21 protein-coding genes and 1 pseudogene are annotated in these 22,821 nt (G+C 56.5%); 12 read left to right on the top strand and 10 right to left on the bottom strand.

Annotated features, from left to right (window positions below):
* Positions 1-228: 228 nt before the first annotated feature.
* Entirely contained in the window at positions 229-744 is a 516-nt protein-coding gene (locus LC059_RS10525; protein WP_226703808.1) for a DUF1993 domain-containing protein, read from the top strand.
* A 122-nt stretch (positions 745-866) separates the two neighbouring features.
* Here LC059_RS10525 and LC059_RS10520 read toward each other — a convergent pair whose 3' ends face one another.
* On the bottom strand, positions 867-1,610 hold the full coding sequence (locus LC059_RS10520) for a type 1 glutamine amidotransferase domain-containing protein (RefSeq protein WP_226703807.1): 744 nt from the start codon (positions 1,608-1,610) through the stop codon (positions 867-869).
* A 132-nt stretch (positions 1,611-1,742) separates the two neighbouring features.
* Here LC059_RS10520 and LC059_RS10515 point away from each other — a divergent pair, with 132 nt between their 5' ends.
* From LC059_RS10515 to LC059_RS10490, 6 genes are all read left to right on the top strand, one after another.
* Positions 1,743-2,669, top strand: coding sequence for a LysR family transcriptional regulator (locus tag LC059_RS10515; protein ID WP_226703806.1), 927 nt, complete (start codon positions 1,743-1,745; stop codon positions 2,667-2,669).
* Between the two features lie 71 nt (positions 2,670-2,740).
* Entirely contained in the window at positions 2,741-3,040 is a 300-nt protein-coding gene (locus tag LC059_RS10510) for a hypothetical protein (protein ID WP_226703805.1), read from the top strand.
* A gap of 197 nt (positions 3,041-3,237) precedes the next feature.
* Complete coding sequence (locus LC059_RS10505; protein ID WP_226703804.1) at positions 3,238-4,530, top strand: DEAD/DEAH box helicase; 1,293 nt, start codon at positions 3,238-3,240, stop codon at positions 4,528-4,530.
* Complete coding sequence (locus LC059_RS10500) at positions 4,514-4,699, top strand: hypothetical protein (protein ID WP_226703803.1); 186 nt, start codon at positions 4,514-4,516, stop codon at positions 4,697-4,699. Before LC059_RS10505 ends, LC059_RS10500 begins: the two co-directional genes overlap by 17 nt.
* A gap of 215 nt (positions 4,700-4,914) precedes the next feature.
* On the top strand, positions 4,915-7,392 hold the full coding sequence (locus LC059_RS10495; protein ID WP_226703802.1) for a hypothetical protein: 2,478 nt from the start codon (positions 4,915-4,917) through the stop codon (positions 7,390-7,392).
* A 268-nt stretch (positions 7,393-7,660) separates the two neighbouring features.
* The gene (locus tag LC059_RS10490; protein ID WP_226703801.1) at positions 7,661-8,710 is read left to right on the top strand and encodes an NAD(P)-dependent alcohol dehydrogenase; all 1,050 of its coding nucleotides are present in this window, start codon (positions 7,661-7,663) and stop codon (positions 8,708-8,710) included.
* Between the two features lie 73 nt (positions 8,711-8,783).
* Here the strand turns inward: LC059_RS10490 and LC059_RS10485 are convergent, their stop codons facing one another.
* From LC059_RS10485 to LC059_RS10455, 7 genes are all read right to left on the bottom strand, one after another.
* Positions 8,784-9,392 (bottom strand): glutathione S-transferase family protein, encoded by a 609-nt coding sequence (locus LC059_RS10485; protein WP_319005096.1) that lies wholly within the window; start codon positions 9,390-9,392, stop codon positions 8,784-8,786.
* 67 nt (positions 9,393-9,459) lie between these two features.
* Positions 9,460-9,810: a hypothetical protein gene (locus tag LC059_RS10480; RefSeq protein WP_226703799.1), complete on the bottom strand. Its 351-nt coding sequence runs from the start codon at positions 9,808-9,810 to the stop codon at positions 9,460-9,462.
* A 67-nt stretch (positions 9,811-9,877) separates the two neighbouring features.
* Positions 9,878-10,288, bottom strand: coding sequence for a YciI family protein (locus LC059_RS10475; protein ID WP_226703798.1), 411 nt, complete (start codon positions 10,286-10,288; stop codon positions 9,878-9,880).
* A gap of 108 nt (positions 10,289-10,396) precedes the next feature.
* The gene (locus LC059_RS10470) at positions 10,397-11,638 is read right to left on the bottom strand and encodes an RNA polymerase sigma factor (RefSeq protein WP_226703797.1); all 1,242 of its coding nucleotides are present in this window, start codon (positions 11,636-11,638) and stop codon (positions 10,397-10,399) included.
* 18 nt (positions 11,639-11,656) lie between these two features.
* Positions 11,657-14,800, bottom strand: a complete 3,144-nt coding sequence (locus LC059_RS10465) for an efflux RND transporter permease subunit (protein WP_226703796.1) — start codon at positions 14,798-14,800, stop codon at positions 11,657-11,659.
* A gap of 9 nt (positions 14,801-14,809) precedes the next feature.
* Positions 14,810-15,997, bottom strand: coding sequence for an efflux RND transporter periplasmic adaptor subunit (locus tag LC059_RS10460; protein ID WP_226703795.1), 1,188 nt, complete (start codon positions 15,995-15,997; stop codon positions 14,810-14,812).
* A gap of 56 nt (positions 15,998-16,053) precedes the next feature.
* Complete coding sequence (locus LC059_RS10455) at positions 16,054-17,292, bottom strand: TolC family protein (RefSeq protein ID WP_226703794.1); 1,239 nt, start codon at positions 17,290-17,292, stop codon at positions 16,054-16,056.
* Positions 17,293-17,629: 337 nt separating this feature from the next.
* On the opposite strand from LC059_RS10455, the gene LC059_RS10450 reads away from it, so the two are divergent.
* The 4 genes and pseudogenes from LC059_RS10450 to LC059_RS18115 form a co-directional block, all read left to right on the top strand.
* Complete coding sequence (locus LC059_RS10450) at positions 17,630-17,998, top strand: PH domain-containing protein (protein ID WP_226703793.1); 369 nt, start codon at positions 17,630-17,632, stop codon at positions 17,996-17,998.
* Between the two features lie 98 nt (positions 17,999-18,096).
* Positions 18,097-18,825: a spermidine synthase gene (locus tag LC059_RS10445; RefSeq protein WP_226703792.1), complete on the top strand. Its 729-nt coding sequence runs from the start codon at positions 18,097-18,099 to the stop codon at positions 18,823-18,825.
* Complete coding sequence (locus LC059_RS10440) at positions 18,822-18,986, top strand: hypothetical protein (protein WP_226703791.1); 165 nt, start codon at positions 18,822-18,824, stop codon at positions 18,984-18,986. The genes LC059_RS10445 and LC059_RS10440 overlap by 4 nt, the downstream gene beginning before the upstream one ends.
* A 12-nt stretch (positions 18,987-18,998) precedes the next feature.
* Positions 18,999-19,232 (top strand): annotated as a pseudogene (locus tag LC059_RS18115) (DUF1294 domain-containing protein); the annotation flags it as partial.
* On the opposite strand, the gene LC059_RS10430 reads toward LC059_RS18115, so the two are convergent.
* Positions 19,215-20,858 (bottom strand): acetolactate synthase large subunit, encoded by a 1,644-nt coding sequence (locus tag LC059_RS10430; protein WP_226703790.1) that lies wholly within the window; start codon positions 20,856-20,858, stop codon positions 19,215-19,217. The pseudogene LC059_RS18115 and the gene LC059_RS10430 sit on opposite strands and share 18 nt — an antisense overlap.
* Positions 20,859-21,031: 173 nt before the next feature.
* On the opposite strand from LC059_RS10430, the gene LC059_RS10425 reads away from it, so the two are divergent.
* Positions 21,032-21,841, top strand: a complete 810-nt coding sequence (locus tag LC059_RS10425; RefSeq protein ID WP_226703789.1) for a hypothetical protein — start codon at positions 21,032-21,034, stop codon at positions 21,839-21,841.
* Positions 21,842-21,932: 91 nt separating this feature from the next.
* Here LC059_RS10425 and LC059_RS10420 read toward each other — a convergent pair whose 3' ends face one another.
* Positions 21,933-22,820 (bottom strand): hypothetical protein, encoded by an 888-nt coding sequence (locus LC059_RS10420; RefSeq protein WP_226703788.1) that lies wholly within the window; start codon positions 22,818-22,820, stop codon positions 21,933-21,935.
* Position 22,821 lies beyond the last annotated feature (1 nt).

Here is a 22,821-nt window from a genome sequence, read left to right as displayed (position 1 = left end):
CGCGGCAAGATAACATCGCGCCAGATATTGAATGATTAGAGAAGTTGTCGCTTATTGAGCCAGCGGGCTCGCGGGGAAGTCCCACAGGTTACCATGGCCACCGGCGAACAGGATTGCATCTGGCGTTAATGCGTGCCTGACGGTTTATTCCCCGCTGCGCACTAGATACGCTAAAGTTTTGCCAATTATTGCGTGCCCAAAGCGCGCCCCCTTTATTGAGAGAGCATTATGGCCAACGAGCAAATTACTGAGATAAAACGGATTTTTACGTCACGGCTGGACGTTCTCGACCATCTCCTGGACGTTGCCGAGAAACACGTCGCCGATACCGACACGCTGATGCAGGAGCGCCTGGCGGATGATATGTTGCCGTTTGGCGCGCAGATTGTGTTTATGTGCAACCAGCCCCGCGGCTTTTCACAATGGTGTGCCGGCGAGCCGGTGGATAACCGCAAGCCGGAGCTGGCGACACTGGCGGAGGCGCGCGCGCTGATCAAAGAGACCCGCACAATGGTGGAGGGGATCGACGTGGACGACAGCAAGCTGGACGAGATCAAGCGCCTTGGACTCGGGCCCGGTGCCTTTTGCGAGATACCGGGGCACCAGTATGTGAACGATTACCTGATTCCCAACCTGTATTTCCACATCACCACCACCTACGCGATGCTGCGCAAAATGGGCATACCCCTCGGCAAGGCGGACTATATGACGTTCCTGCGCCCGCATATCCAGAAAGAGGCGTAACGAACCTCTGCAACATTACGCGTCCGCAGAAACAACAGAGCCCGGTGACTGTCTGTGCAATTCTCAACACAGGCAGTCACCGGGCTCTTTGCGTTTACGAACTCTTGCTTTGTTTGTAGCGCTTACTTGTTCAGGGCCTTTGCCAGCACCCGTCCCAGCTCCGCCGCAGACTGCGGGTTCTGACCGGTGATGATGCGGCCGTCCTGCACCACAAAGCTCTCCCACGCTTTACCTTCTTGGTAGTTGGCGCCCAGTGCGATGAGTTCGTCCTGCAGCAGGTAGGGCACGACCTCTTCCAGGCCAACCGCCTTTTCTTCCACATTGCTGAAGCCCGCGACCTTCTTGCCGGCAATGATCGGCTTGCCGTCCTGGCCGGTAACGTTCAGCAATGCCGCCGGGCCATGGCACACGGCCGCTACATAGCCGCCGTCGGCGAAAATAGCAGAGGCGACGCTATTGACCGCCGGGCTCTTGGGGAAGTCCCACACGGTACCGTGACCACCGGCAAACAGGATGGCCTGGTAGCGCTTGGGGTTTACGTCCGCGAGCTTGCGGCTGTTATCCAGCAGGCTGCGGGTTTGTGGGCTGGCGATGAATTCAAAGTTAATGGCGTCATCATCCGCAAGGCTGCGCGCGTCCACCGGCACGGCGCCGCCCTTGATGCTGGCGATTTCCACTTCAAAGCCCGCCTTCTTGAGCTCGTGGTAGGGGTGGGTCAGTTCCGACAGCCACAGGCCGGTTTTCTCGTCGGTATCACCCATTTGCTCGTGGCTGGTGGCCACGATCAGTACTCGCGGCGCGGCCAGGGCGAGGCTTGCGGACGATAACGCCAGTAGCGCCACAACGATCGAAAACAGTTTCTTCATGTAAGGTCTCCAATAGACAGTTTGCGCCGGTAACAACCACCGCACGGGCGGGCTACTACCGGATTGGGGGCTATCCTAGTGAATATCGTGATATAAGATAATTCGATTCATTGAATTACAGCCTTTCAAAATATGAATATCGGAAATAAGGACCTGAATCTGCTCAAGCTGTTCCAGGTGCTGTACGAGGAGCGCAATGCCTCGGTGGCCGCGGAGCGCATGAACCTGAGCCAGCCGGCGCTCAGCCACAAGCTAGCCAAACTGCGTAACGAGTTTGACGACACCCTGTTTGCCCGCGCGCCCCGCGGGCTGACACCAACGCCGCGGGCCCACCAGCTGGCGCCGCAGATCCAGACGCTGGTGCGCTCGCTGGAATCCTTTTACGACTACTGCGATGAAGAGAGCTTCCTGCTGCGGGAAGACCGGGTGCATATCTTTGGCACCGACTTTATCGAACAGTTGTTGCTACCCAAACTGCTGCCGGTGGTGAGCGAGCAGGCGCCGAAGCTGCAACTGGTATTCCACAACACCCGTGGCCGCCTGCCGCGCACCGAGCTGGAAACCGGCGCCTGCGATATCGCCATCGCGGGCTTCTTCGAGCAGTTACCCGCATCCTTCTATCAGCAAAAGGTACACAAGGAAGGCTTCAGTGTGCTGGCGAGCCGCAGCAACCAGCACATTCACAAGAGGCTGGACCTCAAGGCCTTTTTGGCCTGCGGGCATCTGGTCACTACGCTAACCGGGGATCTGGACGGTATTGTGGATAAGAAGCTGCACAAGCTCGGACATCAGCGGCGTATTGTGGCGGGGCTGTCGAGCTTCCTGTCTCCCGCCACCACCATCGAAGGCAGCGACCTGCTGATTACCTGCCTGAACTCAGTGGCCCAACAGGCCTGCCGCAGCCTGCCAGACCTGGTGAGCTACCCCTGCCCGGTCAAACTGCCGGATGTAGACATATTGCAGATCTGGCACCAGCGCACCCAGGACGATCCGCTACGGGCCTGGTTGCGCCAGCGTATCAAGGCGGCATTGACGGGAAGGCCAAGCGTCAAATCCTAACCTGAGTCTGGCTGCGCTATATTCCGTCCGGCCTTGCTACAATCGCGCCAAAATATTCACCCGGAAACATTATGGAACAGGAAATCCTCAAGGTATTTCTAGCCAATCAGTGGCTGGCCATACCGATATTCATCATCCTGGTAATCGGCGTTACGCTGTTCTGGTTCGGTGGCCTGATGGCTGCGCTGACGGCATTGGGTAATAACCGCTGGGTTTGGGGGCTGTCGTCTCTCATTCTCGGACCGATAACGGGTCTGCCCTACTCCCTGATTCACAAGGAAGCCGACTACCCGAAATCACTCATGCTCAAGGGCCTGATGTTCCTGCTAGCGGGGCTGGTGCTGTCACTCGTCACATGGGCTATTACCTGAACGGAATTTTCCCCTCCGCGGTCAGGGACCGACCGCGCATAACGCCTAAGGCATAAGGAATAAGGGAGCGACCGCTCCCAACGCCTAATATCTAACCGGCACCTACTCTGTACTTTACTGTTACCATGCCGCGCTGAAACCAGCCGCTGGCCATTCACCGGCCAATGCCCCTAGCTACCCCCCTTTAGAGAGTCCAGATGACATTCCACCCCCTGGGATTGAGCGCCCCGATCCTGCAAGCCCTTGAAGAGAAAGGGTATGCAACCCCCACCGAGATCCAGCGCAAGGCGATTCCCGCCATCCTGGAAGGACGGGACATAATTGCGACTGCGCAGACAGGCACCGGCAAGACCGCGGCCTTTGTGCTGCCAATGCTGGATTTGCTCAGTGGTGAACGCAAGCGGCGAGCGAAGCGCTTTCGCGCGCTGATCCTGGTACCCACCCGCGAGCTGGGCATGCAGGTGGAGGACAATATCCGGCTGTATGGCAAGCACCTGTCGGTGGTGTCCATGTGCATGGTGGGCGGCGTGGATCTGGAACCGCAGAAGCAGCAGCTGATTGAGGGTGTGGATATTGTGGTGGCCACGCCGGGGCGCCTGCTCGACCTGGCACACCAGCGCGCACTCTATTTCGACGAGCTGCAGATGCTGGTGATGGACGAGGCGGACCGCATGCTGGATATGGGGTTTATCGATGACCTCAACAAAATCCTTGCGCGTCTGCCCGAGCAGCGTCAGAGCCTGCTGTTTTCCGCGACCCTGTCGCCCCAGGTCAGGTCGCTGGCGAAGGACGTGGTGGAGAATCCGTTTGAGGTATCCATTGCAGCGAACACACAGTCTGCACCGAAAATTTCCCAGTGGCTGATCGCGGTGGACAAACACAACAAGTCGGCGCTGCTTAGCCACCTGATAAACGATCGTCACTGGACCCAGGCATTGATCTTTATCCGCACCCAGCACGGTGCTGCGAAGCTGGTGAGCCAGCTGGAAAAGCGCGGCATTGCGGCGGAATCCATCCACGGCGGCCGCAGCCAGGCATCGCGCTCGCGGATTCTCGAGGGCTTCAAGTCCGGCGAGATCAATATACTGGTGGCCACCGGCGTTGCCGCCCGCGGTATTGATATCGACGAGCTGGAGCGCGTGGTCAACTACGATATGCCCGACGATGCCGATGAGTATATCCACCGCATCGGCCGCACCGGCCGCGCGGGTGCTTCCGGCGAGGCGGTGTCACTGGTATCCAAGGACGATTTCAAACGTCTGTGCGCGGTGGAACGCCGGCTTGGCAAGATCATTGAGCGGGTGACGATCGAGGAGTTTCCAGTGGTCAAGGATCTGCCGGCGTCCAACCTGAGTTTTTCGCCGAAGGGCGGGAAAGGGAACAAGAAGGTCAATAAACCGGGCCGGCCGGAAAAATCAGCCAAACCGGCGGCTGACAGTCAGTCACGCAGTCCTTCCAGCAAAACCCCTTGGGGTGCAATCAAAAAGTAAGCGGCAGACAGAACAGGCCTGCCGCAGCCTACCCGATCTGGTGACCTACCCCTGTCCGATCAAACTGCCGGACGTGGATATTCTGCAGATCTGGCACCATCGTACCAAGGATGACCCGCTGCAGGCGTGGTTACGCCAGCACATCAAGGCTGCGCTACAACGCATTTAAAACTATTCCGCAAACGCATATTTTTCCATGGCACTTCGTTAGGCCTCGCGGTGGGTGGCGTGATATAAACGCCGACAAACGCTCAGCAGCGGTAACCACTGAGCGGGGTGGGCGCCCAAGGTATACAGGGGCTCCGCGAACAACCAGCTTCCATCGGCAAGCACTGACGTCTTGTCTCATACAGCTCACAAACCGTTACTTAAAAAAATAACACCATGAAACTCCCATCCCCGAAGCACGTCCTGTTCCTTTCTGTATTTGCAATTTCTGCTTGCGGCGGTGGCGGCAGTGGCAGCGACGATAATACGTCCGCGCCCCCTCCCACAGGAGGCAACCCGCCAGGGAGCATTTTTGAGGTAACTCCGACCGCGGACATTACGCCGAAGAATGTTTCAACCTTTGTTGGTATCGGTTATGAATTTATTGCGCTCAATAATGACCTGATCAATAGCTTCACCAACCCCATGGGAGTACCCGCTTTTTCTTCCAGCCACAACGGCACCAATGAAAGCGGCTGCCCTGCGGGCGGGCTAGTAACCAATACGATCTCTGAGGACGGTGCACTTCAACAAATCACCTTCGATGGCTGCTATGTCAATGCAGGCACCACGATGCACGGGTTTATGGAAATCGCCACATCCAAGCCCAACAACCAGAGTGCGTACGATATTGAACTGAGTTTCACCGATCTGGGCATCACGGATGCGGAAGGCACCAGCTTCATCCGCGGAACCACCATGGTGGAAGTACCGGGTACCGATGAAGACTCCAGGCGTGTAAATGTTATTTCGAATATCCAGGTGGAAGACGGAGAAAGTGGCGAACTTTATTCGTCCGAAAGCTTCACTTACCAGCTGCCGATGTCATTCCCCTATTCACTGACCGACGCGCTGAATATCAGCGGTGGCGTGGGTAATCTTGCCGATGGTGTTGCCGCCTTTAAAAAACAGTCGAGTAATATTGGCGACCGCTTTGCCGAGGGGTCCAATATTACCGGCACTGGGCAAAGCTTCGGGGTTATGCAGCTTGTGGGTGAGAGCAGCGATAAAGATCTGGAAATTCTTTACTTTTCCACCTCTGGCCAGAGCTTTTCTGATTTGGGCGTAAGACTACGCATGGCGGACATTGCCAATGGCGAGGTTGATTTCTTTTCCGCAGAAAACAGCGCTCCGCAAAAAAACGACCGAGCGTTCTTTACCAACAATAATCGCGTGGATTTGGGCGCCAAGGTCAATTTCAGCACTTACGATAAATACCTCACTGATTACGATGGCGACGTGCTTCGTATCGCCCCGGAAATGTACGAGTTCAAAAGCGAGTCCGATATTGATGCGTCAAACATCAGCGATTTCGCCCGGGTTGAGCGCGGCGGTTATGGAATACTTGAACTGACCTTCAAACAACCCGGTGACTACCAGGTTTATGTACGGGCCACCGACCCTGATGGCGATAGCTTCTCACTCTCGTTGGGCGGTGTTTATGTGATCGATAGCCGTGACACGGACAATGACGGCATCATTAACGAAGAGGACTCGGACGACGACAACGATGGCGTTGTGGACGAAGGAGACTTGTTCCCGCAGGACCCAACGGAATCCACCGACTTTGACGGCGATGGTATCGGCGATGTAGCCGACACCGATGACGACAACGACAGCGTGGACGACGGCCAGGACAGCTTCCCCGAGAACCGCAATTGCGCCCTCGCATCGGAAGGCACCGGGAACCGCTGCTATATCGAGCTGATCGCGAGCATGGCGAACTTTGTCGATCAGCAGGGGGTCGCCTATTTCTGGAATACCTGTTACTGGGATTCCTGCAGCCCGGTAGTGGGTCAGCTCATCCGCTGGGATATGAATACGGAAACCTTCCTGGCACCGCTCACACTCAGCAAGACCCTGAGCGACTCTCAAGATCCGTTCCGCCTGGTGTATTCGGACACCCTGAATCGCGCAGTCATTATATTTCCCGACAACGAGGTACAGTACTTCGACCTGTCCGAAGTTGACCCCCAGCCAAAGCAGGCGAGCCTGACCGCGCCACTTTACGACTGGCTCACCGGGCTGGAGTTTGAGGGCGAGTATCTGGTCCGCAGCAGTTACACCGGTGCAGACGCCATTCACTATGTTGAGGTTTTCGATAGCGCCTTCAACCCGGTGGAGTCCGCTACCCAGGAACTGGAAGCCAGCTACCAGTATCAGTCCAACAGCGCTTCAAGGTATGTAGAAAAGGGCTACACCCTGGACCGGGCGACGCTTCTGCTTGAAAAGTTCGATAATGCTACCTATCTGTCTGGCTCTTCCCCACTCGTGCTTTCCCCGGATGGCACGCTTGCGTTAGACAGCAGGACCGGCGAGATATTTGACATCGCTTCGCAACAACTTGTTAGCACCATTGATGGTCTTGTTTCTTCCGCAGGCCGCATCAAAGTTGTCTGGACACAAGATGGCATTATCAATGCGGGCTCCGAGTACAACTCCACCACGCGGCGGTATACGGCTCAGTTCAGACAGTTCAACAATGATTTCGAGCTGGCGCGAAGCGAAGACTTCCCGGACAGTGTGTTTGTATTCACCGATAGAGGAGAAATCCTGTGGAATGGCAACGACTACTTTCTTTACACGGTTAAGCCTGAGGAACGGGATGGAAACGGAGTACAGAGACGCTTCTTTACCAAGGTAACCGTCGAATAGGCACATCCAATGCAGGCAACCCGCGCCAGTATTACGCGGGTTGTCGCACACTCCACTAGGGACAGATCTGGCAGAGACGATTGCCTGCTGGCCCAGCCAGACCATAGAGCAGCACACCGCAAACCGTCTCCTCAAACTGCCACTACCACAGTCATCACCACCTCCGGCAAGGCAAAAAATTGCGCGGCAATGGCCGCCGTTGTGCGGTGGCTTACCTACACTCGGTATGGCCACCGCGCCCCACATTGCCAAAACTCCGGAGCCCACCATGAAAACCATCGGTTACGCCGCGCAATCCGCCGGCGACACTCTTGCCCCCTGGGAATTTGAGCGCCGCGACCTTCGCCCCAATGACGTCGCCATGGAGGTTCTGTATTGCGGCATCTGCTTTACCGACATTCACCAGGTGCAGGACGACTGGGGCTGGGGCATCTTCCCGATGGTGCCCGGCCACGAGATTGTCGGCCGCGTTACTGATGTGGGCAGCGACGTCACCCAGTTTAAAAAAGGCGACACCGTGGCCGTGGGCTGTATGGTGGATTCCTGCCAGGAATGCGACCAGTGCCACCACGGCGAGGAGCAATTCTGCCGCGAGGGCATGACCCTCACCTACGCTGGCCGCGACCGCATTAACGGCGAAACGACCCAGGGCGGCTACTCCAAGCACCTGGTATGCCGGGAAGAGTTTGTACTGCGCATACCGGAAGGGTTAGACCTCTCCCGCGCGGCGCCACTGCTGTGCGCCGGCATTACCACCTATTCGCCCCTGCGCCACTGGAACATAGGCCCCGGCAGCCAAGTGGGTGTGATCGGCCTCGGTGGGCTCGGGCATATGGCGGTAAAGCTCGCCGTAGGGCTTGGTGCGGATGTCACCGTACTCAGCCGCACCGAGGACAAGGAGGCCGACGCGCTGGACCTGGGCGCCGATGGTTTACTCGTCTCCAGCGACGATGCGGCGATGGAATCCGCGCAATCCTCCTTCGACCTGATTATCGACACCATCCCGGTCAAGCATGACCTCACACCCTATCTGCGACTGCTGGACATCAACGGCGGCTTGGTGCTCGTAGGGCAGATAGGCCCCATTGAGGAGTTAGACAGCGAGCCGGTCGTCATGGGCCGTCGCTGTATCGTCGGCTCGGCCATCGGCGGTATTGCCGAGACCCAGGAACTGATCGACTTCTGCGCCAAGAAAAACATCCTGCCGGAGTGCGAGATTATCAAGATTGATCAAGTGAACGATGCACTGGAGCGGCTCAAGCGCTCGGATGTTCGCTATCGGTTTGTGATTGATATGGCTTCGCTGGCGGCGCCCTGAGAATTAACAACCGCTATAGCGCGAGGTCAGTTGCCCAAATGCCCCGAAGAGACTCGGGGCATCCCTTTTTTGCTTACGCTTTTTCCATCAGCGCATCATCTTTTTCCGTGGCACGACGATAGGTTTCGCGACTGGTTACACGTTGTACGTAGTCGACAAATTCCTGACGTTTTTCAATAGTACCAAACTCCAATCCCCAGGCCATTTGAGCACCCACGTACACGTCTGCCGCGGTAAAGCGCTCACCAGTTACGTAGTCATGCTCCTTGAACCACGCGGAGAGATTATCGAGCACCGCCGCATAGCTACCGTAGCCAACCATTTTCTGTTTCTCGGCATCAACTTCGACCTGAAGAACCTTGGTATCGGTGATAGCGGCCTCCAGTGGCCCGGCGGCAAAAAACAGCCAGCGGTAATAGCTGGCACGCTCGTCAGGCTGTGGCGCCAACCCGGCTTGTGGAAAAGCATCGGCCAGGTACGCGCAGATGGCAGCGCATTCGGTGACCACTTGACCGCGATGCACGATAGCCGGCACTTTTCCCATGGGGTTAATCTTGAGGTAGGCGGGGGACTTCATACTGTCTTCGTATGCGAGCACCTCGGTCTTATAGGGCGCACCCACCTCTTCCAGCATCCAGCGCACAATGCGGCCGCGGGATTGGGGGTTAGTGTAAAAAGTCACTCCAGCTTGCATTGTCGTTCTCCATTGCTGTTAGTTATTTTATCCGTTGTCAGGAGGGTCTACCGGATCACGATGTCGGGATCGGCATACACTCCATCACCTCAACACAATCACCAGGGAAAATACTGAAGTGCGGGTGATTTTCAAACAACTTCGCCGCCGCCTCATGACTGTCAGCTTTTACGATGACATAACCAGTCATTTCGTTACTGGTGTCGCTAACGCCACTGGCATCGATGCGCTTAGTTTTGCCCAGTGGGCCACCTTCGGCAACCAGAATGTCACTGTGCTTTGTCATCCAGCCACCCCAGGCGGCCATACCCTCCTGAATACGTTGCTGACGCTGATCTTCCGACAGGTCTTCCCACCCCTTCATTGAGTTTGGAACGCCGAGGTACATGGCGAGAAAATGTTTCATGTTTATTCCCTATATTACTTTCGATTCAGTAATGTTGTGTGCAGGAGACTGTCTCCTGCATTAAGAGCTACTGGATGATTTCTGGCTCTACTGGGCGATCCACATAAGCCATGGATGGTTGACCGTGCTCCACTAAATCTCGTGCGGGGCGCACTTCTATCGAGCCATAGCGCGCCGGTGGAATCTTCCCGGCAAGGGCAATGGCTTCGTTGAGGTCTTTCGCTTCCAACATATAAAAGCCGGCCAGCTGCTCCTTGGTTTCCGCGAAAGGACCATCGGTCACGGTGGTACGCTTGTCCCGCACACGCACGGTGGTGGCGGAACTGGTGGGCATCAGCGGGCTGCCGGTAATGTAATGACCGCTTTCGCTCAGATCTTCCACACAGGAAATGCACTCCTGATTAAGGACATCCCACTCCTCTTGGGACTTTTGTTCCATCAATTTCTCGTCGTAGTACACCAGTGCCAGGTACTTCATCGTATTCTCCTTTGATGACTGCAATTGTGGCTATGTCATGGGTTAGTCGAACGGGAGCGGGGGTATTCGACAGGGACTGAAATTTTTTTAAATTATTTTTTCGGTGTATCAATTGGCGTCAATTTCACTCAAGCGGCGCGTGAGGAATCGCTGTTCCGGCCCTTGCTGCGACAATGCAAGGGTACGCTGGTAAGCGGCACGCGCCTGCGCCGTATCACCGAGGCGGCGGAGCAGGTCTGCCCGCGCTGCATGGATCAGGTGGTAATCCTCAAGTGTGCCGCGCGCAAGCAGGTCGTCAATCAGTGCCAGGCCCTGTTCGGGTCCATCACGCATTGCCACGGCCACTGCGGCATTGAGCTCGATTACCGGAGAGGGGTTCCGCTCCAGCAGCGCGCGGTAAAGACCAACAATCTGAGGCCAGTCGGTATCCTCCATGGTCTCCGCCTCCGAGTGCACCGCGGCAATGGCGGCCTGCAGGGTATAGGGCCCGAAGCGACGGCTCTGCAGAGCTCCCAGCACGAGGGCTGCACCTTCGCTGATTTGCTGTCGATCCCATAGCGAACGATCCTGCTGCTCCAGGAGAACCAGGTCGCCATCTGCGGAGACCCGGGCAGTGCGTCGCGCGTCTTGCAGGAGTAACAGTGCCAGTAACCCCTTGGATTCGGGATCAGGTAGCAGCTGGCATAGCAGCCGCGCGAGCCGGATAGCTTCTGCGGCAAGATCCTGGCGAATCAGTTCGTCCCCTGCAGATGCGGAATAACCCTCGTTGAAGATCAGGTAGATAGCCTGCAACACGCTATCGTGCCGTTCCGGTAACTGGTCCCCTTCCGGCACTTCAAAGGGGATTTGGGCGTCACGAATTTTGGCTTTGGCGCGTACGATGCGCTGGGCGAGCGTCGGCGTTGCGGTTAGAAAGGCTCTGGCGATCTCTTCGGTAGTGAGGCCGCAGACTTCGCGCAAGGTTAGGGCCAGTTGCGCCTCCGGCGCGAGGCTGGGGTGGCAGCAGGTAAAGATAAGACGCAGCCGGTCATCCTCAATTCCGTGTACCTCTTCATCCTCTGTGGCCAGCTCTGCCTCCAGCTGCTCTGCAATTTCCTCGAAAGAAATGTCGAATCGCGCTTTGCGGCGCAATTGGTCAATAGCCTTGAATCGCCCAGCGGAAACCAGCCACGCCCGTGGATTGTCGGGGATGCCCTCGCTGGGCCACTGCGAAAGTGCTGCCGTGAAGGCCTCGTGCAGGGCCTCCTCTGCCAAGTCGAAATCTCCGAGCAATCGAATCAGGGTAGCGAGCACCCGCCGTGATTCTGACTCGTAAATTCTCTGTAGATAGGATGGAAACTGGTCTGGCATAGGAAGAATACTACTGGTTTATGACCGATTGCCGATCTCTTGTGTCGAGCCCATCGCTGGTCTCTCTCTTTGACCATACGCCAGCCGGTATAGTGCTGGCAGCACCAGTAACGTTAACAGAGTGGATGAAATAATACCGCCGACAACGACCGTAGCCAGCGGTCGCTGAACTTCGGAGCCGATACCAGTATTGAGCGCCATAGGCAGGAACCCGAGCGATGCCACCAGCGCGGTAGTCAGTACCGGACGCAATCGAATTTGCGCACCCTCGATGATTGCCTGCTCAAGACTGTAGCCGTGCTCGCGGAGATCCCGGAAGAAGGCGACCATCACCAGCCCATTGAGAATGGCAATACCCGAGAGGGCAATAAAACCGACGGCGGCGGAAATGGAAAACGGGATTTCACGTATTAATAACGAAAATATCCCGCCCGTCAGTGCGAGTGGCACGCCGCTAAAGATGACAATGGCATCGCGCACTGACCCAAGTGCGAGCAACAGCAATCCCATGATCAGCGCGAGGGTCAACGGCACAACAATGGCAAGTCGCTGCGAAGCGGATCGCAGGGACTCGTAGGTGCCGCCATATTCGAGCCAGTAGCCCGGCGGTATCTCTACCTGGCTCACACGCTGCTGCACATCTGTGACAAAGCTGCCCAGGTCCCTGCCACGCACGTTGGCGGTAACGACCAACCGCCGCTTGCTGTTTTCGCGATAGACCTGATTGATGCCTTCCACTAGCTGAACCTCGGCGACCTCCTCTAGTGGTACATAGCTGCCGTCAGTACGGTGTAACGGCAGGCTGGCCAGTTCTAATGGATCCGTGCGGCGGCTTTCGGCCAGCCGCACAACGATGTCGACGCGCCGATCCCCCTCGTATAACTGCCCAGCGGTAGTGCCCTTCATCGCAGTGGCTAGCTGTTGCTGCACCTGATCGACATCCAACCCATGTTGCGCGAGCGCGGGCCGATCTGGCTGTACCGTGAGCAGCGGTAGCCCTGTTATTTTCTCGACCTGAATATCGGCAATGCCGTCGACATCGGAGATTGCGCGCTCGATCGCCTGACCGAGGACGGTCAGCTGCTCGAAGTCGTCGCCAAACACCTTGATTGCCAGTTCTGAGCGCACACCGGCAAGCAGCTCATTGAAGCGCATCTGGATTGGCTGAAGGAATTCATAGCGGTTGCCGGGAATGGGTTCCACCAGGGCCGCCAGCTCCTCGACCAGCTGCGCCCTGGGTTTATCGGGATCCGGCCACTGGTCCCGAGGTTTCATGATGATAAAGTTGTCGGCCACACTGGGGGGCACCGCATCGGTAGCGACTTCTGCGGTGCCGAGTTTGGCAAACACGCGCTCGACCTCGGGCAGCTCCTTAATGCGCGACTCCAGTGATTCCTGCAATGCAATCGCCTGCTCCAGCGAGGTGCCGGGGATACGCAAAGCATGCATGGCGATGTCCCCTTCATCCAGGTTGGGGACAAATTCACTGCCCAGCCTGGTCGCCGCCACAGCAGAAAGCGCTACCAGTGCCGCAGCCCCCAATACCACTATCAGCCGCAGCCGAATGGAAAATTCCAGCACGGGGCGATAGGCCTTGCGCATCAGGTCCAGAACCAGGTGCTTTTTTTCCACCACGGGCTTGCGGAAAAGGAGCGCGATACAGGCAGGGACGAAGGTGATGGAGAGCAGCATGGCCGAGATCAGCGCGATCACCACGGTGGTCGCCATCGGGTGGAACATTTTGCCTTCTACCCCCGAGAGCGCGAATATCGGCAGGTACACCGCGGTAATAATAAATACACCAAACATCGCCGGGCGAATCACCTCGCGGGTGGAGCGAAATACAATTTCCAGCCGCTCATCGAGCTCCAGCTCGCCACCATTCTCTGTAGCCTGCCCCAGGCGACGCAGGCAGTTCTCGACAATGATGATTGCCCCATCCACCAGCAGGCCGAAATCCAGTGCGCCAAGGCTCATCAGGTTGGCGCTGACGCGGGTTTGCACCATACCGGTAACGGTCATCAGCATCGCGATGGGAATCACCAGCGCGGTAAGGATGGCCGCGCGGATATTGCCTAGCAACAAAAATAAAATAACGATGACCAGCGCCGCCCCTTCTATCAGGTTGGTGCGCACGGTGTGCAGGGTTTTATCCACCAGTCCGGTGCGGTCATACACGGCGGTAACGGTAATACCGGGAGGCAGACTCGCTTTTACCGCCTCCAGCTTTTCGCCCACAGCATGTGCCACAGTGCGGCTGTTCTCGCCGATTAGCATAAACACCGTGCTCATAACGACCTCACGGCCGTTCTGGGTAGCGGCACCGGTACGCATCTCCCGGCCCTCGCCAATGCGGGCAACGTCGCCGAGGCGTATGGGTACACCATCCTTCTCCGCTACCAGGAAATCTTCCATTGCATTTAGAGTTTGCGCCTGGCCGGGAACACGCATCAGCCACTGCACACCGTTGTATTCGATAAATCCAATACCCCGGTTTTCGTTGTTGGCCTGTATGGACTTAACCAGGTCCTGTGGTGTGAGGCCGAAGGCGAGAAGGTTGTCCGGCTCAATAGATACAAGGATTTCCCGCTTGTATCCGCCGATGGGGTTGACCTCCACCACACCTGGCACGCGCAGCAATTGCGGGCGAATAATCCAGTCGTGGACGGTGCGCAGGTCGGTGGTGGTAATCGGGTTGCCGTGCTGGTCGACGGAGCCCGGTTCTGCATCCACCGTGAACATAAAGATTTCACCCAGGCCGGTGGAAATCGGCCCCAGCTCCGGTTCCAACCCCTGCGGCAGGTTGTTGCGCGCAGCAGTAAGCCGCTCATTTACCAGCTGGCGGGCAAAGTAAATGTCGGTGCCGTCTTCAAAAATAATGGTGACCTGAGAGAGGCCGTAGCGGGACAACGACCGGGTATAGGCGAGTTTTGGCAACCCGGCCATCGCACTCTCTACCGGGTAGGTTACACGTTGCTCTACTTCCAGCGGGGTGAAACCCGGCGCTTCCGTGTTAATTACCACCTGTATATTGGTAATGTCCGGCACCGCATCAATGGGCAACCGGGTGAAGTTCCAGATACCAATGCCGCACAACAACAGCACGACGGCGAGTACCAGGGCTCGGTTCTGTATGGAGGTGCGAATAATGAAGGCGAGCATCCGGTGACCTCAATGCTCGTGCGCGGCGCCGGATTTTTCGATATCCGCTTTGATGATGTAACTGTTTTCTACCACGTATCGGGCACCGGCTTCTATACCACCCAGAACTTCCACCCAGTCTCCGGATTCCCGTCCCAGGTCCAGCATCCGCACCTCGTACACATCACCGGCTTGCTGATAGACCACGTCGAAATCGCGAAAGGTCTGAATCGCCCTGCGCTTTACCGCCAATGGTACCTTGTAGCTCGCCACCTGAATCTCACCAGTGACAAACCGTCCTGGCGCCAGGCTTTTTGCTCCCCCCTTCAACGACACGCGCACGGTCGTCGACTGATTGGCTTGAATAACCGGCGAGACCTGCTGGACAACACCTTCGATGGGCGTGCGCAAACCGCGAACCATCAGTTTTACAGGATTGCCCACCTGAATACGGCTGCGCGTCGATGGGAATACATCGAGTTCGGCCAGCAGTGCGGTGTCGTTAGCAATCACCAGCAGATCTCGCCCGCCGGACTGCTCCCCCGGGTTCGCATTGCGCTGCAAAACTACCCCATCGATTGGCGCGTAGACCGTATAGGTTTTCAGGTTTTCATTACTGTTGATGGCGAGTACCGGTTGTCCTTTGGCAACACGTTCACCCAACCCCACCTTCACCGATTCCACGGTGCCGTCGAATCGTGCCCGTACCTCGCGGGTTTGCTCCGGGTTCATCACTACCTTGCCATAGACCCTGATGACTTCACTCAGTACCGCAGGGCCGACAATGGCAGTCTTGATACCCATGGATTTTGCAATGGCGGCCTCTATTTGCGAGCGCCCCTCGAAAGTCTCGTATTTCCATTCATAGCGTTGCCCTTGATATTGCGCGTTGACGGTTACGATGAAGGAGTGTGGCTCCCCGATGGTTTCTGCACTACGGAGATACTCCTCGCCGGCTGTGAAGCCGACAGGCTCTCGCACATTACCGAGCCGCGTCAGCATCAGGGTAAGCCCCACCTTCTGCGGTGCAACGGGCTTCCCCTTGTCCGTTACCCAGGCTCGGAACTCCGGCGGTGTACCGGATTCAACGATAGCGAGCTCGACCGCAAAATCTCCGCTGCGGAGCATGCGGCCATGGTTCGGGCCGACTTCTTGCTCTACCTCCTCCGCCACCTCGTCACTGGCTTCCGCATTTGCCGAGTATGCACTTCCACTCACTGCGAAAAATAACGGAGCGAGAAAAACGAGCGTTAAGAATAGCGTTACCGAGTCTTTCACTTCGCGTAACCCGTTGAGCCTGCTAACGGCAAACCGGTAAGTCGCTCAATTTCGATCAGGTAGAGATAGGCGGTGTACTGGGCCTCAAGGTAGGACAAGCGAGCGTCGATCAGGTCCTGCTGCGCTGAGGCCAGTTCGTAGTAGCTGTACTTACCCTGTTGGTATGCATGCTGCGTGTCAGACAGCGCCTGCTGCATACTGGGGATAATGCGCTGCTCCATCGATTCTGCGACATGCCGGCTGTGGCGGAGCTGCTCGGCCATCACATACACACGGGTTTCCAGCGCAACCTCCTCGGCGTGGCGCTCCGCACGATATTGATTTTGCTCTGCCTGCAGTGCAGCAATACGAGCGGAGTTGCGGTCACGGCGGCCGATGGGAATAGCGACGCCGGCTACGAAACCGTAATCATCACTGGCCTCCAGACGTCGGATACCGGCCTCGATTTGCCACTGTATCCCAGCCTCAGCCCTGGCAAGCTCGATCTCCGCATCGGCAATACGCTCACGATTGATAAATAGCGCCAGTTTGGGGTTTTCTCTTACCTGCTGACGTAAATACTGGATATCGACGGTGGGAATGGGAGTCGACAAGGTACCATCTAGCGCCGAGAACGTGGGCGCGCGCGCTGCCCATTGCGCGGCAAGCTGGTGTTTGGCAATGGCGTATTCATGTTCCACATCTTCTGCGGCAAGGCTTCTTCGCTCCAGCTCTGCAATTGCGCGGGATGCTTCGGCCTGCGGTAATTTGCCTGCGCTTACGTGCTGTTTGATGTCAACCAGGCCTTTCTGCGCCTGTGCCACCGCCTGTCGTGCTAAAGATAGTCGCTCCTGATGCGCGAGAGCCTGGAGAAAGTAGCGTGCGGAATCCGCCGCGATATCGAGCGCGGCAATTTGCTGTTGCGTATCGATCATCGAGACTTTGCTGCGTGCGGCCTGAACCCGCTTGTCGATTACGTCGCACTGTAACAACCAGCTCACACCCAGGGTGGTCTGCGCGCTGCTTACTCCACTGATATCGCCGGTACCGGCAACGTCTTCGATTTCAAGCCCCAATTCTGGACGAGGCCCTATCGCAGAATGGCGAACCATCGCGTCTGCGGCCTGAAGGCGAAACTCGTATCCCGCGAGTTCCGGGTGCTGCTGCAGGCTCTGGAGAACCGCTTGCTCATAGGAGATAGGGGATAAATCTACACCATCCGCGGCGTGCAAATACTCACAGACAGGGAGCACCACGAAAAGACTGCGGCCAAGCATGATGATCGATGATTGGTTAAATAACCTGATTTGGCACATCCATTGCCAACTGTGAAGCAGAAATAGAAGCACAGAGGTTCCCTTCAGACTGAAGGCCGCATTGAGCCCAGCCCGTTTATCGAACTTATGCAACTACATTAGCAGCTCCTGCATTCTCCGCTAGTGTTGCACCCTTCGGAGTATCGAGCAAAATCAAGGCTTAACGTTAAACCTAGACTCCATTATTCCCGCACACCCAAGGGACTATTTACTACTGCGAAGTTATGGCATTCTCTGTCGGCTCATTCCTCGAAGCACCAAAAGTAGCGAAGGCCCCATGATCGATTTCGAAAACAAAAGCTTGTTCAAACTCAAGCAAAACGCTGGTTTCGCAGAAAAAGTCGCGCCGTTATTGCTCGACGGTGAAGAAGTGCTGGACTCTTTCAAGTCCATGCGCGATGGCGTGGTATTTACCAGCAAGCGGATTATCGCGGTGAATGTTCAGGGCATCACCGGAAGCAAGAAAGATTTTACCTCCCTGCCCTACAAAAATATCGTTGCTTACTCGGTTGAAACCTCTGGCACCTTCGATATCGACAGCGAGCTAGAACTGCATTTCTCGGCGCTGGGCAAGGTGCGCTTTGAGTTCAGTGGCAAGGCACGCTTGATGGATATTGCACACTACATAGCACGCTACGCGCTCTAACAGAGAGCTCGGCCTGCGATTCAACATCACCATTTACTCTGCGCAAGGTGACAGGAAACTTGAAGTTTCACTGATGCCTGCCTAAGAAGCTATTCACCATGCCCTTATTATTTGAAGAAATCGACAGCCAGGCCTCTCCGCTAGGGGAGATCTCTCTGCGACGGCGGCGCATTCCGGCGCTGGGCGAGCGAGATATTTACGAAGTGAAGCTGGGCGAGGAATTCCTTATGTCCAGCATGTTTGTAGAAGCGGAAGAGGCGCTGTCGAGACTTGGCCTGGCGCAGGTTCAGGGCGACAACCTCAGTGTGGTGGTCGGTGGACTGGGCCTTGGCTATACGGCGGTGGCGGCTCTGCAAGACACCCGTATTGACGAACTGCTGGTGGTCGAGGCACTGGATACAGTCATCGGCTGGCACCGGGACGAGCTGGTGCCTCTGGGTAAAGAGCTGAATGCCGATGCCCGCAATCGCTATGTACACGGGAGCTTCTTCGACCTCGCCACCCTTGCCGACACAGGGTTTGATCCAGAGAATCCGCAGAGAAAGTTTGACGCAATATTGCTGGATATTGATCACTCCCCGACCGAGTACCTGAATGCCGATAATGCGAGCTTCTATACCACCGAAAATCTGACCCGGATGGCCCGACAACTGAAACCTCACGGCGTATTCGCCATGTGGTCACAGAACCTGCCGGAGAAAGACTTCGAAGCGCTGCTCAAAACGGTGTTCGAGTCAGTTGAATCCCATGTAATTTCTTTTTACAACCCCTTCATGAGTGCCGACTCTACTAACTCGGTCTATGTCTGTGTAAAAGGTACCAATTGATCCGACCGGTACTGTTCGCCCTGGTATTTATCGGACTACTTGCCATTTCGGCAGTATTCGGGAGGCTACCGCCAGGTATAGTGCTGCTTTACATTGCCATGAGCCTGCTGACCTATCTTTTCTATTACCTGGATAAGTCAGCGGCGCGCAACGGTGGCTGACGAAAGAAAGAGAGCACTCTGCATGTACTGGCCCTTTTGGGCGGATGGCCCGGCGCACTGCTGGCTCGACATAGATTGCGACATAAAGCCCGGAAGCAGCCGTTTCGCTTTATTTTCTGGCTTACAGTGCTCGCTAATATTGGCGTACTGGCCTGGCTGCACACGGCAGAGGGGGCTGGTTATCTACGAACGATTTTGGGCGATAATTTTAATTTCCCTTTGACTACCCTAGACCTTGCGCGATAGCTCGCGGATTTCTCGATTCAGTATCCGGTCGTTATCCTGGTAATCGACGGGGACATCGATCAGGTGCACACCGCCCTGGCTCATGCAGCGCTCGATGGTTGGGCGCAATTCCGCAGTTGCCTCGATGCGGTGCCCGCTGGCGCCGTAGGATTTGGCATAGGCAACAAAGTCCGGGTTGTTGAAGTCCAGGCCAAAATCGTGAAAGTCCATCTGCGCCTGTTTCCATTTGATCATGCCGTAGCCATCGTCCCGGAGGATCAGTATTACCAGATCCAGCTTCAGCCGCACCGCTGTTTCCAGCTCCTGCGAATTCATCATAAAGCCGCCATCGCCGCAGATAGCGAGCACACTGCGCTCCGGGTATACCAGCTTGGCGGCCATGGCAGATGGCAGACCGGCACCCATGGTGGCCAGCGCATTGTCGAGTAATACCGTGTTCGGGGCATGAGCCTGGTAGTTGCGCGCAAACCATATCTTGTACATGCCATTATCGAGCGCGATGATGCCATCGGCCGGCACCGCATCGCGCACTTCCTTGACCAGCCGCTGTGGTTTGATCGGGAAACCCTGCTCCTGCTCGCCTTCCTGAATGTGCTTTTGCAACGCATTTCGAATGCGGTGTGCGTCGGCAAAGCTCCAGTGTTCTTGCGGCTCCAGCCGCTCCTTGAGCTGCCACAGGCTGTTGGCAATGTCCCCCACCACTTCTATCTGCGGGAAGTACACCGGGTCCACCTGCGCGGAGCTGAAGTTGATATGCACCACAGCCGGGCCGCCGGGACGCATGAAGAACGGCGGCTTCTCCACCACGTCGTGGCCGACGTTTATGATGAGGTCTGCCTGATCGATGGCACGATGCACGAAGTCGCCATCGGAGAGCGCCGTATTACCGATGAAATTGCTGCTGGCCTCATCGATCACCCCTTTGCCCATCTGGGTAGTCACCGCTGGTATACCCAGCTTTTCCACCAACTCGCGCAGCATTTTGGCGGTGAGTTTACGATTGGCGCCCGCACCGATTAGCAAAAGCGGCTTGCGCGCCGCGGCAATGGCTTCTGCAGCCTGGCGTACTGCCTTTTCTTCGGCAATGGGGCGGCGGGTAAAGCTCGGTTCCAATACCGGCATGGTGGAGTGTTCGCGCGCAATGTCTTCGGGCAGCTCGAGGTGCGTGGCACCGGGCCGCTCCTCCTCCGCGTGACGGAATGCCTCGCGCACGTACGCCGGTACATTGTCGCCACTGACGATGACTTTGGTGAACTTGGTCAGTGGCTGCATCATGTCGACGATATCGATGATCTGGAACTGGCCCTGTTTGGAGCTTTTGATAGGCTTCTGGCCGGTAACCATCACCATGGGCATGGCCCCAAGTTGCGCATAGGCGGCGGCAGTTACCAGATTGGTAGCACCGGGCCCCAGGGTAGAGAGACAAACACCGGAGTTACCGGTAAGGCGACCATAAGTGGCAGCCATAAATCCAGAGGCCTGTTCATGGCGGCCAATGATCAGTTTTATTTTTGAACCGCGCAGGGACTCCAGCAAGTCCAGGTTTTCCTCACCGGGTATACCGAAGACAAACTCAACACCTTCCGCCTCCAGGGCGCGAACGAACAAGTCAGATGCTTTCACCATAATCCCCGCCAGTTTTACACAGCCTGTATTCCACTGGCGCCTCATTCAGTGGAAGCTACCCGGAACACCTTGACTAGCAGGTTAGCAGACCAACGGGTAGTGAGCTGCCGGCCACCCTCGCCAGCAAACTCGGACAATATGGGCCAATATTGCTGTAAACACAGGTTATCTGTATGTCATTCACCGATCCCTTAAACCAGCTTTCGTTGCCAGTATTCGGCGGACTATCCGTTCTGTTGGTGCTTATCTCCATGCTGGTGGGTAACTGGTTCGGCCGTTTCAGCGCGCGTAAAGGCCAGCTCAGTGATGCCTCCATCGGCAGTGCCGTTGCAGCAATTCTCGGGTTACTGGCATTTCTGCTCGCGTTTACCTTCAATTCGACAGCCGAGCGCTTTCTACAACGCAAGGCATTGTTGTTGGATGAAGTGAATGCCATATCCACCACCTACCTGCGATCCGACCTACTGCCCCAACAGCAAGAGCGGACCGCGCGCACGTTACTGGCAGAATATGCGGCAACCCGCGATATTGACCCCAAAGATACCCGTGACTTCCCGCAGCGGATGGAGCGAAGCGAAGCGATTCACGATGAGCTCTGGAGGATTGTGGCGGAACTCAATGACCAGCAGTACGACGCCGTCAGGCTTGGCAGATTTATGGAATCACTCAATGATGTGATCGATTACAACACCTCGCGGCTTCATGTAGGCACCCGCTATCGCATTCCCGGCCCTATATGGGGGGCCCTGGCGCTGGTCACAGCAATGGCGATGTTTGGCATCGGCTTTCAGCTCGGAGTAGGACGGCGCGGCTCCCTACAAATCACGCTGGTGCTGGCATTTTCCTTCTCGGTGGTGATATTGCTGATTGCCGATCTGGATCGAGCGGCGCAGGGCTGGCTGACCGTGGACCAGGCACCGATGTCCGAGCTGAACCAGCGATTGCAACAGACCGAAAGCGTATATAAACAGGGGCTACCATAAAGTTAGGGGAAGGCAGGCTAAAACAGATATGGGCAGACAATAAAAAGGGACGGCGGCCGACACCACCGCCCCTTTTTATTTTTACGTGAGATCAGGGATCAGCCGGTACCGGTGTTGGCGATTGCAGGGTATTTGCCTGCGCCACCGCAGCAACATCCGTGACCGTCACCCTCGCCCCGGGCACAACTGGCCCCGAGAAGTCCTGCTGCGCCTGTCGAGCATCCTGCGCACTGTTGATCCGGTAGTCCTGCAAATCCTGCAGGCTCTTGATCCGCGCACCGGGTGCTTCTTCCGGCAGCGTGTTATCAAATTCACTCCGGAACCAGCGCCGGCCATGGGTGACCACTTTGTCCGTGGAATCCTTCGCGCTGGGAAGTCCAGGCACCATATACTCCATGGTTAAACCATCGTAGTAAGATTGGATTTCCATTGGGTCATGGAAGTCGCTGAAGTCGATCGTGAAGGTATTGGAAATACTGAAATAAGTGAAACCGGAAACCTGCGTTTTCGGACCACAAATATTTTCCACCATCTGACAGGTATCGATCGGGTCCTGCATGATCTGGCAACCTTCAAACACGATCTTCGACTTTACAACAACACCGGTTTTCGCCAGGGCAGTTTGCACCGATTTGGTCGAGGGACTTCCATTGCCAATCAGCAGGTAGCCCGGCCCCGAGTGTACGTCGATGACCAGTGTATCGATACTGCTGTATTTGCTCAGGGCTGCGGCTAACTCGGCCAGTGATTTCACACCCACCAGCTTCGCCTTGGGGTAGTATGCACGCGCCAATATTGGTGCAAACTTACTGAGTTCACTATCTACGCTATCGTAAAGCAGCAACGTATTAACCGACGGCCCCTTCGCCGCGGAAGCGGCACCACCGGAGGCCACCTTGGTATTTGCCACCGGGGTCTGCGTCAGTTCCGCGGCATTAAGCAACGGCTGCACATCGGTGACTGGATGTCTTGGAGGCATG

Origin of the sequence: Microbulbifer elongatus (assembly GCF_020524885.1) — a bacterium.
In the GTDB taxonomy this organism is placed as follows: domain Bacteria; phylum Pseudomonadota; class Gammaproteobacteria; order Pseudomonadales; family Cellvibrionaceae; genus Microbulbifer; species Microbulbifer elongatus_A.
The sequence above is the reverse complement of the archived record's forward strand: the minus strand, read 5'-3'. Positions and strand labels throughout refer to the sequence as shown.